The 12,690-nt window shown below is 67.3% G+C and carries 12 protein-coding genes; 3 read left to right on the top strand and 9 right to left on the bottom strand.

The features are described 5' to 3' along the window. From BRAS3809_RS03410 to BRAS3809_RS03400, 3 genes are all read right to left on the bottom strand, one after another. A partial coding sequence (locus BRAS3809_RS03410) for a methyl-accepting chemotaxis protein (RefSeq protein ID WP_035655190.1) occupies positions 1–1,957 on the bottom strand: 1,957 nt, incomplete at its 3' end. Positions 1,958–2,203: 246 nt separating this feature from the next. Further along, on the bottom strand, positions 2,204–3,358 hold the full coding sequence (locus tag BRAS3809_RS03405; RefSeq protein WP_008960708.1) for a DUF3734 domain-containing protein: 1,155 nt from the start codon (positions 3,356–3,358) through the stop codon (positions 2,204–2,206). A 61-nt stretch (positions 3,359–3,419) separates the two neighbouring features. Beyond that, positions 3,420–4,241, bottom strand: coding sequence for a 3-hydroxybutyrate dehydrogenase (locus BRAS3809_RS03400; protein WP_008960707.1), 822 nt, complete (start codon positions 4,239–4,241; stop codon positions 3,420–3,422). A gap of 184 nt (positions 4,242–4,425) precedes the next feature. Here BRAS3809_RS03400 and BRAS3809_RS03395 point away from each other — a divergent pair, with 184 nt between their 5' ends. Then, positions 4,426–5,322 carry a LysR family transcriptional regulator gene (locus BRAS3809_RS03395; protein ID WP_035655188.1) on the top strand — a complete coding sequence of 299 codons (897 nt, stop codon included), beginning with the start codon at positions 4,426–4,428 and terminating at the stop codon, positions 5,320–5,322. An 18-nt stretch (positions 5,323–5,340) separates the two neighbouring features. On the opposite strand, the gene BRAS3809_RS03390 is transcribed toward BRAS3809_RS03395, so the two are convergent. Together BRAS3809_RS03390 and BRAS3809_RS03385 are read right to left on the bottom strand one after the other, a co-directional pair. Continuing rightward, the gene (locus tag BRAS3809_RS03390; protein WP_008960705.1) at positions 5,341–6,054 is read right to left on the bottom strand and encodes a peroxiredoxin-like family protein; all 714 of its coding nucleotides are present in this window, start codon (positions 6,052–6,054) and stop codon (positions 5,341–5,343) included. A gap of 345 nt (positions 6,055–6,399) precedes the next feature. After that, the gene (locus tag BRAS3809_RS03385) at positions 6,400–6,684 is read right to left on the bottom strand and encodes a hypothetical protein (protein WP_008960704.1); all 285 of its coding nucleotides are present in this window, start codon (positions 6,682–6,684) and stop codon (positions 6,400–6,402) included. Between the two features lie 292 nt (positions 6,685–6,976). Between BRAS3809_RS03385 and BRAS3809_RS03380 the strand changes: the two genes are divergently transcribed. Continuing rightward, the gene (locus BRAS3809_RS03380; protein WP_035655187.1) at positions 6,977–7,420 is read left to right on the top strand and encodes a cupin domain-containing protein; all 444 of its coding nucleotides are present in this window, start codon (positions 6,977–6,979) and stop codon (positions 7,418–7,420) included. Between the two features lie 83 nt (positions 7,421–7,503). Then, positions 7,504–8,733 (top strand): MFS transporter, encoded by a 1,230-nt coding sequence (locus BRAS3809_RS03375; protein ID WP_008960702.1) that lies wholly within the window; start codon positions 7,504–7,506, stop codon positions 8,731–8,733. Here the strand turns inward: BRAS3809_RS03375 and ccoS are convergent. The 4 genes from ccoS to ccoG all read right to left on the bottom strand — a co-directional run. Next, complete coding sequence (ccoS, locus tag BRAS3809_RS03370) at positions 8,703–8,885, bottom strand: cbb3-type cytochrome oxidase assembly protein CcoS (protein WP_035655185.1); 183 nt, start codon at positions 8,883–8,885, stop codon at positions 8,703–8,705. The two genes, BRAS3809_RS03375 and ccoS, sit on opposite strands and share 31 nt — an antisense overlap. After that, the gene (locus tag BRAS3809_RS03365; protein WP_008960700.1) at positions 8,876–11,077 is read right to left on the bottom strand and encodes a cation-translocating P-type ATPase; all 2,202 of its coding nucleotides are present in this window, start codon (positions 11,075–11,077) and stop codon (positions 8,876–8,878) included. The genes ccoS and BRAS3809_RS03365 overlap by 10 nt, the downstream gene beginning before the upstream one ends. A 13-nt stretch (positions 11,078–11,090) precedes the next feature. Next, the gene (locus BRAS3809_RS03360) at positions 11,091–11,591 is read right to left on the bottom strand and encodes a FixH family protein (RefSeq protein WP_170323247.1); all 501 of its coding nucleotides are present in this window, start codon (positions 11,589–11,591) and stop codon (positions 11,091–11,093) included. A gap of 16 nt (positions 11,592–11,607) precedes the next feature. After that, positions 11,608–12,690: cytochrome c oxidase accessory protein CcoG (ccoG, locus tag BRAS3809_RS03355; RefSeq protein ID WP_035655184.1), on the bottom strand; the 1,083-nt coding region annotated here is incomplete at its 5' end.

The following is a 12,690-nucleotide window of genomic DNA, read 5'->3' as shown; positions in this document are numbered from 1 at the left end:
GCGCGGCCTGCTGGACGTTGCGCGAGATCTCCTGGGTTGCCGCGCCCTGCTCCTCGACCGCCGCGGCGATCGCTGCGCCGATCTCCGCAAGCCGCTCGATCGTCGAGCTGATCGCCTGGATCGCGCCGACCGATTCCTGGGTCGCCGCCTGCACGCCGGAGATCTGCTGCGAGATCTCGTCGGTGGCCTTGGCGGTCTGCTCCGCAAGCGCCTTGACCTCGGTCGCGACCACCGCGAAGCCACGGCCGGCTTCGCCAGCCCGCGCCGCCTCGATCGTGGCGTTGAGCGCCAGCAGGTTGGTCTGGCCGGCGATGGTGTTGATCAGCTCGACGACGTCGCCGATGCGCGCCGCCGCCTGCGACAGCTCGGCGACCCGGCTGTTGGTCTGGCGCACCTGCTGCACGGCATCGCCCGCCATGCGCGCCGAGGACTGCACCTGGCGGCTGATCTCGTTGACGGACGACGACAGCTCCTCCGTGGCGGAGGCGACCGACTGGACGTTGGCGGACGCTTCCTCAGACGCGGCCGCGACGACGGTGCTGAGCTCCTTCGAACGGTTGGCCGTATTGGTCAGCGTATCCGCCGAGCTCTCCAGCCCGGATGCCGCCGACGACACGGTGTTGACGATGTCGGCGATCGTGGCCTCGAAATTGCGCGTCAGCGTGTCCAGCCGGCGGGCGCGATCGATCTGCGCCTGCGCATCGCGCGCGGCGGCCTCGTCGGCGTCCTTCTTGGCGATGAGCGCGTCCTTGAACACCTTGAGCGCGCGCGCCATCGCGCCGATCTCGTCCTTGCGGGTGTCGTTCGGAATGTCCGCGCCGAGCTCGCCGTTGGCGAGACGCAGGGTCACTCCCGTCAAGCCGACCAGCGGGCCGATGACGCCGCGCACGACGCCGATGACGACAGCCACCGACACGGCCGCCACCACCAGGAGCACGCCGAGCGCAATGAACAGGCGCATCCGCGCCGCGGCGATCGCCTGATCAATCGACTGATGCGCCGAGGTCAGCGCCGCATCGCGCAGCACGATCACGTTGTTGAGCATCGGCGTGGTCCAGCGGCCCCACTCCTCGGCGGTGACCGGCGACGGCTGGCCGTCGCGACCGGCCGTGACGAGCTGACGGTAGCGGCGCTCGCCCTCGCCCATCAGCGTGGTGCGAACGTGCTCCAGCGCCGACGTAACCTCCGGCGTGTTGCGAACGCTGCGCGCGGCCAGCTGGATCTGCTCCCACAGCAGGGTCACCTGGCCGCTCTGCTCGGTCACCTCGGCGAGACGGGCCGGTGTCCAGTTCGTATTCTGGATGAAGAAGCGCAGCACCGCCGAGCGCGCGCCATTGATGGTGCGCATCGACTGCGAGAGCTGCGCCAGCTGGCCGGACGGCAGCAGATTTTCGACATCGCCGCCGACCCGCGACAGCTCGATCGCGGTCTCGTCGATGGCGGCGTTCAGCGACTCCGCGGCTCGTCCGAGACCGTCCGTCGTCGTCTGCTGGATGTTCGCCGGGCGTTGTGCGGCAGGCAGCGGCACGGCGCTGCGCGCCGCCGATCGCACCCCGCGCAGCGTCTGCGCCGCGGCATCGATGTTGGTGGTCGACAGGCCCGCGGCCTGTGCGGCTGATTTGGCCTGCGTCAGCGTCTCGTCGGTCGTGGCGATGGCCTTGTCCAGCTTGGCGATCTCGTCGGGCGACGCAGAGCCGCCGGCCGCCAGCAGATTCCACTGGCTGCGCTCGAGCGGGATCTGCGCGTTGACCTTGAGTACCAGCTCGAAGGCGTCCAGCACGCGCGCCGCCTGCTCGCGCTTGCCGAGATCACCCCAACTGCTCCACGCCAGCGCAACAGCGAAGGCCATCGCGAAGAAGCCGGTCAGCAGGTTGCCGGCCAGAATTTTCCATTTGAGACTGACCGCTCCGGTCTCGGCTTGAAACGTATCGCTCTGCTTCATTGCACGGTCGGACATCAGCCATTCCCGATCAGATGGTGATTGCGAGGCCGGCCGGATTCGCGAGCAGCCGGGGCGCAGGCGCCCAACGGCCTCAGGATGACGTCCGACAGGTCGGCAAAACGGATCGCGGCAACGCTGCCGCCCGCCATCATGATTAAGATCGAACTCCAACTAATCCCTTAAGGTGGGACGAATGGCTGGTATTCGAATGCCGGCCAGTTGCAGGTTTGGAAACCGATAATCGGCTCCGGACGACAGTTGCTACTCTGCCGCGGCTGCGGTCGCGACCTCGGGGTCATGCAGCACGACCCCGGCGAGCGGGTCGAACTGCCCGTCCCAGGGCATCCGCTGCAGCACCGCCTGGGTGTGCTGATAGCCCGCGCTCCAGCGCGTGGTGATGCCGCGCTCGCTGAAGTCGATGTCCTTGGTATGGCTCTCGCGATCGAGCTGCGGCGCCAGCAGGCGGACGACGTGCATCCGCGTCTGACAACCATAGCTGGCAAGCTCGCGAACCGCGGGATCGTTGCGCAGGTGGTCGGGCAGGCGCGCGGCGAGCTCGTTGATGATGTGACGCAACCGGTGCGTCTGCTGCTGCCGCGCGATATGGCTGGCAATCCGACTGGAATATTGCACGTCCTTGTGGCGGTTGAACACCTCGGCCATCGTCACGGGCTCGGCCCCGACCGGATTCCACAGATGCACCGCGAAGATCAGCGAGTCCCTGCGCGGATTGTCGTCGAACACCACCTCCGTCGGCGTGTTCGACAGGATGCCGCCGTCCCAGTACAGCTCGCCGTCGATGCGCACCGCCGGAAAGGCCGGCGGCAGGGCACCGGACGCAAGGATGTGACGGACGTCGATCGCACCGTCACGGCTGTCGAAATAATGCATCCGGCTGCTCCGGACATGCGCGGCCCCGACCGTGAGGCGAAGCCCGCCTTTGTTCAGAAGATCGAAATCGACCAGCTCCTGCAGCGTCTCGCGCAGCGGGGTGGTGGAGTAGTAGCCCGCCTGCTCGGCCCCGAGCGGATAGCCGTCACCGGCATGCGCCAGCGCGTTGGGACGGAAGAAGCCGGGTATGCCGTGCGTCACCGTCGTCCAGTACGACAGGCGGTCGTTGAAGTCGGGAAATGCCGTCCGCCACGTCCAGCCCGGCTTGCGGTGCATGCGCTTCCAGAACTCGGTGAGCCGCGCCATGCGCTCCTGCACCGGGCTGCCGGCGATCAGCGCGGCATTGATGGCGCCGATCGAGGTCCCGATCACCCAGTCCGGCTCGAGACCCGCCTCGTGCAGCGCCTGGTAGACGCCGGCCTGATACGATCCCAGCGCGCCGCCGCCCTGGAGAACGAGGACCACCTGCCCGGGCAGCTTGCTGCGATCGATGATCTTGCGCGTCGTGTCGTTGACCTCGGCCATGTCTCCCCTCCTGTGATGCATGTTGTCTATTCGTTGTCGCGGCCGCTCTCGTTACGCGCCGTCAATGCGCGGTCCATCCGCCATCGACCGGCAGGGCCACGCCGGTGATCGACGCGGCGGCCTCGCTGGCGAGAAACACCGTGAGCGCGCCGATCTCCTCCACGGTGGCAAAGCGCTTGTTCGGCTGCTGCGCCAGCAGGACGTCGCGGATGACCTGGTCGCGCGAGATGCCGTGCGCCTTCGCCTGCCCGTCGATCTGTGCCTCGACCAGCGGCGTGTAGACGTAGCCCGGACAGATCGCGTTGCAGGTGATGCCGCTTTCGGCCGCCTCCAGCGCGGCAACCTTGGTCAGGCCGATGATGCCGTGCTTGGCGGCGACATAGGCCGATTTGAACGGCGATGCGACGAGACCGTGCGCCGAGGCGATGTTGATGATGCGGCCAAAGCCGTGCCGCCGCATGGCGGGAAGGGCAAGCCGCATGGTGTGAAAGGCCGAGGACAAATTGATCGCGACGATCGCATCCCACTTCTCGACCGGAAATTCCTCGAGCGGGGCGACGTGCTGAATGCCGGCATTGTTGACCATGATGTCGAGGCGACCGAATTCCTCCATCACGCCTTCGATCATGCGCTCGATCGCGGCAGGCTGCATCATGTCCGCCGCCGCATAGCCGGTCCTGACGCCGAACTCTGATGCGATCTGCGATCGGATCCGATCGATCTCCTCGGGCTTGCCGAAGCCGTTGAGGACGACATGCACGCCCGCCTCCGCCAGCGCCCGGGCAATGCCGAGGCCGATGCCGCTGGTCGATCCCGTGACCACGGCCACGCGGCCGGCCAGTGAACGTAACGAAGGTCCGGTCTTCATCGTATCTGCAGCCATGGCGCATCCTTTGATTGCTTCTTGGATTGCTCGATAAGGGGTAATCTGCCGGGCCGGAGCGACCGAGGGAAATGCCGTTTGGCTTGCCGGACGATAGGATGCCTCTATCGCCACCGGTGACGCCAGTTGGTAGTCCCTGCATGATTGACGACGGCCACCCGAACGAGATCGAACGGAGCGATCCATGGAAATGCATCAGGTCCGGTATTTTCTTGCCGTCGCCCGGCTGCTGCACTTCACGCGGGCGGCCGAGGAATGCAACGTCACACAGCCGTCGCTGACCCGCGCGATCAAGCAGCTGGAAGCCGAACTCGGCGGCGACCTGTTCAGGCGCGAGCGGCCGGCCGCTCAATTGACCGAGCTCGGCGAGCGCATGCATCCGCTGCTCAAGCAATGCTTCGAGGCGGCCGCCGGCGCGCGATCCCTCGCCTCGTCGTTCAAGAGCGGTGAGATCGGCACGCTCAGGATCGCCCTCGCCAACTCGGTCGACCTCGCCGTGCTGCTGCCGGTGCTCGAGCAGTTGCAGCGGCAGTTCAACAAGCTGGAATTCAGATTCCTGCGCGGCTGCAGCCGCGCCGTCGCCGACCATCTCAAGAACGGCGAAGCCGAGCTCGGAATTGCCGCGGAGATCAATGAATCCTGGGATCGACTCGATGTCTGGCCGCTGTTCACCGAGGACTTCGAGGTCGCGGTGAGCGACGAGCATCGGCTTGCGGCCCATGACAGGATCCCCGTCGAGGAGCTCGGCCGGGGCGCGTTCCTGTCGCGCAGCTATTGCGAACATGGCGAGCGGCTGCGCACGCAGTTGCGGGAGCTGGGCGTCGAGGTCGATCGCAGCCACGACGTCCATTCCGAGCGCGACCTGATCGCGCTGGTCGAAGCCGGGGTTGGCATCGGTGTGGTGCCGCAGACCACCAGCCTGCCGGCGACGCTGCGCCGCGCGGCGCTGGACGGACTCGACGCGCGGCGAACCATCCACCTCCACGGAGTCGCCGGGCGCGAGCGGACCGCCGTCGCATCGGCGGTGATGCGCCTCCTGCGCGGCAGGAACTGGCAGCAAGCGCTCGGCCAGCGGACGTGACGGCGGCAGGCCGGACGATCAGGCGCGGGCAGCTTTGGCGAGCGCGTCGACGAGATCGTCGACCTCCATGCGCCGGCGAAAATCAGGATCGATGAAGCGTGCCTTGACGACGCCATCGCGGCCGACCACGAACACCGCGGGAATCGGCAGCAGGCCGCCGTCATTGCCGTGGAAGGCGGCGAAGTCCAGATAGCTCAGCAAGCCGCGCACTTCGCTGCCGAGCCAGATCGCGAGGTTGAGCGACAAGGCGTAGCCATTGTCAAGATCGCTCAGCACCGGAAAGTCGGCGCCGGTCTCGACCTTGAAGCGTTGCGCGTAGGACTGCAGCTCCGGAGTGATGGCGACCAGCCGTCCGCCGGCCTCGCGAAAGCGATGCATGGCGCGAACCAGCGCAACGGCGCTGAGCCGGCAGTAGGGACACCAGTGGCCGCGAAAGAACATCACGGCGACGGGTCCGGACGCCAGCAGCGACGGCAGATCGACCAGTTGCCCGGTGTCGTCGGGCAGCATGAAGGGCGGCATCGCCTCGCCGGGACGCGGGGCGCTCTCACCGCCGCCATTCGCCTCGATCCGCGCGACCAGCCGGTCGACCGCCTCGGCATAGGCCGGGAAGATCTCGCGGCCGGCCGCCGCGTAGGTCGCCAACTGCTCACGCAGCGTCGCCGCGGAACTGCGGCATTGCAGGAACGCCTGCCGCAACCGCTCGGCATCGTCAGGAGAGAGTGCCGTCATGTGCCGCTCCTGTGCTGGAGGTGCCGGACCTTCCATTCGTGTTGCGGATACGCGTAACGCGGTGCTCGCGCTCATCCCGACCGGGAATGAAACTGATGCTGATCGAACATGGCATTCCGCTGTCTTACCGGCTTACGGAACGGGCGGCAAACAGCCCGCCCCTTATCGTGCGAGGCCCCGCCGGGCACCTCGCCAACTGGCGGCCCCATCAACGGCTTCGGATTCGCCGATGTCCCGCGATGTGCGCCACGGCCTCGGGTCGACGGCGCGCCGCATCGCGATCGGTCCCGCATGCGGTCCGCCGCAATCCACCCCTTCGGGTGGACTGCAGCAACCAGCCCCCGCTCAGTTGATGTAGAAATTGCCTGTCGGGTCGAGACGTCCATGCGCCATGTAGAGCTGGCCGTCGCTCATGAAGAACACGGTGTCGTTCGGGACCTTGGTGGCACGGCGCATCATCGCCTTGTGATTGGTCTCGCCCGCGGCGACGGCCATCATGCCGGTCTGGCCCCCGCTGTAGACCATGGCCATTCCGGGTGCCAGGCCGAAGCCGCCCTGCGCGCTTGCGCCCATCGACACTGCCGTGCCGAGCAATCCGGCGATGATCATCGTCTTGAAAATCCGGCTCATCACTTTCCTCCTGTTGCAAAAGCCCTTCTGATGCAGGGCGCGCGGCTATCAGGCATGAAATCAGCAGCGCAATGAAATGCCTTCGAGCGATGGAGGCCATAGCATCCGGTTATCGCCGACGCGGAGATAGCGACGCGCTATCGTGACGAGAGCCAAGCGATATTTCCATCATCGGCGTCCCGCCGCCATGCTGTCTTCCGCGTAAACGCCGCAACACACGGCACACATCCTTTGGAGGCATGACATGTACGCAAGGACATCCGGACGACGCGGGATCAATCAGCTCCTGATCATGACGGCATCGCTCGCAGGGTTTGCCGCGACGGGATCGTCGGCGCGCGCCGGCGAATGCCCCGCCGACAAGATCAAGGCCGGCGTGCGGGAGAAGGTCGATGTCAAGGCCGTCGGCGTCACCGACACGACGCTTGGCGCCATCGACCTGGAGAAGCAGCCCGCCAACATCAAGGACCGCGAACTGCGCTTCCGCAAGCTGACGATCGCGCCCGGCGGCATCGTGCCATGGCACAGCCACGACGATCGCCCGGCGCTGATCTTCGTCCAGCAGGGCGAGATCCTCGAATATGCGAGCAATTGCGCCGAGCCGATCCTGCACAAGGCCGGCGACATCAGGCCGGAGGTGTTCGGCACCTCGCACTGGTGGAAGAACGACGGCAAGGAGACGGTCATTCTCTATGTCGGCGACGTCCGCAAGGATCCGCACGACCACAACATGTAAGGCCGTCTCTGTCGCGGACTGGACCGGAACGCGGCCTGTCGTTCCGGTCCCCTCACCCCTTGGTCATCAGTCGAGGATTTGTCATGACGGATGTTCCGGCTGCGCCGCTGGCGCAGGCCGATCGCGCTTTCGTGCCGGCTGCCGCGCGGCGCGCGATCGTGATCGGGCTGATCGCGTTCTTCAGCCTGGTCGACCTGTTTGCCGCGCAGGCCATGCTGCCCGCGCTCATCCGGCACTACCAGGTCAGCCCGGCCGCGATGGGGCTTGCGGTCAACGCCTGCACGCTCGGCATGGCAATCTCAAGCCTGGCGACGGGCCTGCTCAGCCCGCTGATCGATCGCCGCATCGGTATCGTCTGCAGCCTCGCGCTTCTCTCGGTGTTCACGGCACTGCTCGCGAGCGCGCCGAGCCTCGCGGTGTTCGCAAGCCTCCGCATCCTGCAAGGCTTGTGCATGGCGTCCGCGTTCGCGCTCACCTTGGCCTATCTCGGCGAGCATTGCAGCATGACGGAGGCCGGCGGCGCGTTCGCGGCCTACATTGCCGGCAATGTCGCGAGCAACCTGTTAGGACGCCTGGTCTCGGCCAGCCTGACCGGCGCGCTCGGCCTCGAGCCGACGTTCTACGTCTTCGCCGCCCTGAATCTCGGCGGCGCCTTGCTGGTCGGCGTCACGCTCGGCCGCGGCGGCATGATGGCGGGAGCAGCGAGCTCATTGCGGAGCGCAGCCATCCTCGACCACCTCGGCAACGGCCGCCTGCGCGCGGCCTTCGGCCTGGGCTTCTGCGTGCTGTTCGCCTTCATCGGCGCCTTCACCTTCGTGAACTTCGTGCTGGTGCGGCCGCCGCTGTCGCTCGGCATGATGCATCTGGGGCTGGTCTATCTCGTGTTCCTGCCCTCAATCCTCACCACCCTGCTCGCCGGCCGGATCGCGGCGCGCGTGGGCACGCGGCCGGCGATCTGGGGATCACTGGCGATCGCGGGACTGGGCCTGTCCCTGATGCTGTCGTCGCAGCTCGCCTTGGTGCTGGCCGGCATGGTGCTGGTCGGCGCGGGCACGTTCTTCGCACAGGCCGCGACCACCGGCTTCGTCGGCAATGCCGCCACACACGACCAGGGCGTCGCCAGCGGGCTCTATCTCGCCAGCTATTTCGCCGGCGGCATTGTCGGCACGGCCGTGCTCGGCCAGCTGTTCGACCGCTTGGGCTGGGGCGCTTGCGTTGCCGGCATCGCGGCGGCGCTCGTCATCGCAGCTCTCCTGGCCGGCCGGCTAACGCCGCCCACCGCTCAGGACCGGCTTGGCGCCGCGTCCGGCTGAGGCGGCGCCGGCTGATCGTCATCGGCGATGGCGCGCCACGCCGCGCCTTCGAGATCCTCGTACTGGCCGCTCTTCAGCGACCAGAGAAAGCCGACCAGGCCGGCCAGCCCCAGCGCCAGCGCCAGCGGGACGAGAATGATCATCACTTCCATGACGCGGCCTCCTCGCGGACCTTGCGGGCGCGCAGCGCGTTCAACATCACCAGGATCGACGAGCCGGACATGGCTGCCGCAGCGATCAGCGGCGTGACGACACCGCTGATCGCCAGCGGCACCGCCAGGAAGTTGTAGAGCACGGCCAGCCACAGGTTCTGCCGCATCAGGTGCAGCGCCTTGCGCGCGTAGTCGACGGCCGCCAGCACCGGCGCCAGCGGACGGCCGAGGAAGACGAGATCGGCGGTGGCCTGGCTGAGATGCGCGGCCGAGATCGGCGACATCGAGACATGCGCGGCGGCGAGCGACGGCGCGTCGTTCATGCCGTCGCCGACCATCATCACCTTCACGCCCGCGCGCTTGAGCTCCTCGATGCGCGCGATCTTGTCGGCCGGAGTCACGCCGGCCCGCCACTCGGCAACCCCCAGCGCCTTCGCCGCAGCCGCCACAGCCGCCTCGCGATCGCCGGAGAGAATCTCGACCTTGATGCCGCGGCGCTGCAGGCCGGCGACGATCTTGGCGGCGTCACGACGAAGGCCCTGGCGCACCGAGAACAGATAGGTCTGATCGCCGCGGCTGAAGGCGACGACGGACGCTTCTGGATCGACGCTTGCGTTCTGCGCCACCAGCGCCTCGGCACCGCAGAAGGAGGGACGGCCGAGCCGGAGCTCGACGCCATCGACCACGGCGCGCACGCCCTGCCCCGGCTCCTCGACCGCCCCCATCAGCGGCGACCGCGACTTCGCCGCCTGGGCGACCGCCGCCGCCACGGGATGATGGCTCGACAATGCGAGCTGGCCGGCGACGGAGAACACATCAGCGGGAATAGCGGCCGCATTGACCACTTCCAGCTCCGGCAAGGTCAAGGTGCCGGTCTTGTCGAAGATGACGTGCTCGGCCTCGGCGAGACGCTCGATCGCATCGCCCGCATTGAGCAGCACGCCGGACTTGAACATCGCACCGGACGCGACGGTCTGCACAGTGGGAATGGCGAGGCCGAGCGCGCAGGGACAGGTGATGATCAGCACCGCGATGCCGGTGACGATCGCATCATGCCAGGTCGCGCCGGCCAGCACCCAGCCGAGCACGGTGAGCGCGGCCGTCGCATGCACCACCGGCGCGTACAGCCGCGAGGCGCGGTCGGCGAGCCGCATGTAGCGCGAGCGCGCCTGCAACGCATTGTCGAGCAGGCGCGTGATCTCGGCGAGCAAGGTGCCCTCGGCGGCGGCCGAGACGCGGACACGCAGCGTACCGGAGATGTTGAGCGAGCCGGCATAGACGGCGGTGCCCTGCTCGGCCGGCACATACAGCGTCTCGCCGGTGATCAGGCTCTGGTCGATCTCGGAGCGGCCCTCGACGACGACGCCGTCGACCGCGCAACGCTCGCCCGGCCGCAACAGCACCAGGTCGCCGGCGCGCACGGCCGCGACCGGCACCTCGGAGATCTCATCGGCGCCGATGAACTTGGTCGCGGTCTCCGCCTTCAGCGCGGCGAGATTGCCGGCGACCGCGCGGGTCCGCCGCCGCATGTTCTGGTCGAGATAGCGGCCGACCAGCAGGAAGGTCAGCAGCATGATCGCGGCATCGAAATAGGCATGCTCGGCGTGATGGAAGGTCTCGACGATCGACATGCAAAGCGCCAGGATCACGCCGATGCAGATCGGTACGTCCATGTTGACGTTGCCGGTCTTCAAGGCGAGCCACGCCGAGCGGAAGAACGGCTGGCCGGCATAGGCCGCCGCCGGCAGCGCGATGACGGCCGACAGCCAGTGGAAGAAGTCGCGCTGCTCCGGCAGCATGTCGCTGACATTGCCGGACCACACCGGGATCGACAGCATCATGACGTTCATGGTGGCGAACGCCGCGACGCCGAGACAGCGCAGCAGGAAGCGCGACTCCTCGGCCTCGGTGGCCTCCGCGCTCGCCTTCTCGAACGGATAGGCCTTGTAGCCGAGCTCGGCGAGGCGATCGATGAACTTGGCGGGGTCGAGCGTGCCCTGCTTCCACTCGAGCGCGACGCGGCGGTCGGTCAGATTGACGCGCGCCAAGGTCACGTCGGGGAGCGCCGACAGGCCACGCTCGATCTTGGCCATGCAGCCGGCGCAGCTGACGCCTTCGACCGCGAGGTCGATGTGCTTCAGGCCGGCGCCGAGATCCTTGACGTAATGGGAGAAGTCACGCGTCACGTGCATGATCGGACGTCCTTCAGTTCAGCAGCACGCGGTTCTTGGACAGGAACAGGCGCCGGCCGCTGGAATCGCCTTCGAGCACGAGGTCCCATTGTCCCGGCGCAACCGCTTCGGCGGTGCCGCGATAGATGCCGCCGCCGACCTCGGCGAGCGCGACCTCCTGATCGGCGCGCTTGTCGGCGGGCCGCTCGAGCCGGCCCTGGAACGTCAGGCCGGAGAGCGGATTGCCGCTGGCGTCGCGCGCATTGACCTGCAGCACGGCCGCCCCGCCGGCGCCCCGCTCGATATGGGCCTCGACCTTCCAGCGCCGCGCCTCCTGGTCGCGCGCCGCGGCGATCTCCTTCTCATAGCCGAGGCTCGCGCTATAGGCGCTGTCGACATCGGTCCCGGGCAAGGTCGAGATCGCCATCTTCATCATGTAGATGTTGACGCCGATCACGAGCCCGAAAAATCCCAAGAGCATCGCGAGCACCATGCGTCCGGTCAGCTGGAACGACGGCTTGGAACGGCTGGCCATGGGGGCTCCTTCGAGTCTACGGGCTGACGAAATTATCGGTGGCGGAGGCGACCACGCCGAGGCCGATGTCGGTGACGTGGAACTTCACCGGGATCGACTTCTCCGGGTTGTTCTCCTCGGGCGCGGTCACGAGAAGACGCAGCTCCTCGGTCTGGTCGCGGCCGATCACGATCATCGGCCGGTCCGGCGTCACCGAATCGGCACCGACGACATGAACGGTCGCATTCACAGGTCCCTCGATGTCGATCGCGATGACGCGATCGAAGCCGTGCTTGTTGAGGACGCGCACCGTATAGGCATTGCGGATCGAACCGTCGGACAGCTTGATCGCGATCGGGTTGCGGTCATGCAGCACGTTGACGTCGAGCAGCGAGCGGGTCGCGAGCTTGTAGACCATGGCGCCGCCGACCACCGCGATGATCGCGGCATAGGTGACGGTGCGGGCGCGCACCAGCTTGTAGACCGGTGCCTTGCCTTCCTGGCGGCGATGGATGTTGATGTCGTTGTCATAGCCGATCAGCCGCGTCGGCCGGCCGATCTTGGTCATGACCGTGTCGCAGGCGTCGATGCACAGGCCGCACTGGATGCAGTCCATCTGCGCGCCGTCGCGGATGTCGATACCGGTCGGGCACACCGCCACGCATTGCTTGCAGTCGATGCAGTCGCCGGCCGGCTGGCCGAGCGCGCGCAGCTCGGCGGCCTTCTTGACCGACATGCGGTTCTCGCCGCGGTCGTAGCGATAGGTGACGTTGAGCGCCCATTCGTCGGTCAGCGCCGCCTGGATGCGCGGCCACGGGCACATGTAGACGCAGACCTGCTCGCGCATGAAGCCGGCGAGCGTGTAGGTCGTGGCAGTCAGGATCGCGATCCAGATATAGGCGAGCGGCGGACCCTGGAAGGTAATGAGATCCTTCACCAGGGTCGGCGCGTCGCTGAAATACAGCACCCAGGCGCCGCCGGTCCACCAGGCGATCAACAGCCAGATCGAGTGCTTGAGCACGAGCTCGGAGATCCGCTGCAGCTTCATCGGATCGTCGGAGGCGGCCTTCTTCATCCGCTCGCGCCGGTCGCCCTCGATCAGGCGCTCCACGGCGTAGAA

The sequence above is a fragment of the Bradyrhizobium sp. STM 3809 genome, from assembly GCF_000239795.1.
GTDB lineage: Bacteria > Pseudomonadota > Alphaproteobacteria > Rhizobiales > Xanthobacteraceae > Bradyrhizobium.
This window is presented reverse-complemented; position numbering and strand designations above follow the sequence as displayed.

Bases quoted from the DNA above. Each gene is read 5' to 3' on its own strand.
- BRAS3809_RS03360 (WP_170323247.1), bottom strand. From the start codon at position 11,591: ATGGCCAGCCGTTCCAAGCCGTCGTTCCAGCTGACCGGACGCATGGTG.
- BRAS3809_RS03380 (WP_035655187.1), top strand. From the start codon at position 6,977: ATGACGGCATCGCTCGCAGGGTTTGCCGCGACGGGATCGTCGGCGCGC.
- BRAS3809_RS03375 (WP_008960702.1), top strand. From the start codon at position 7,504: ATGACGGATGTTCCGGCTGCGCCGCTGGCGCAGGCCGATCGCGCTTTC.
- BRAS3809_RS03390 (WP_008960705.1), bottom strand. From the start codon at position 6,054: ATGACGGCACTCTCTCCTGACGATGCCGAGCGGTTGCGGCAGGCGTTC.
- BRAS3809_RS03400 (WP_008960707.1), bottom strand. From the start codon at position 4,241: ATGGCTGCAGATACGATGAAGACCGGACCTTCGTTACGTTCACTGGCC.
- BRAS3809_RS03385 (WP_008960704.1), bottom strand. From the start codon at position 6,684: ATGAGCCGGATTTTCAAGACGATGATCATCGCCGGATTGCTCGGCACG.
- BRAS3809_RS03405 (WP_008960708.1), bottom strand. From the start codon at position 3,358: ATGGCCGAGGTCAACGACACGACGCGCAAGATCATCGATCGCAGCAAG.
- ccoS (WP_035655185.1), bottom strand. From the start codon at position 8,885: ATGGAAGTGATGATCATTCTCGTCCCGCTGGCGCTGGCGCTGGGGCTG.
- BRAS3809_RS03365 (WP_008960700.1), bottom strand. From the start codon at position 11,077: ATGCACGTGACGCGTGACTTCTCCCATTACGTCAAGGATCTCGGCGCC.
- BRAS3809_RS03395 (WP_035655188.1), top strand. From the start codon at position 4,426: ATGGAAATGCATCAGGTCCGGTATTTTCTTGCCGTCGCCCGGCTGCTG.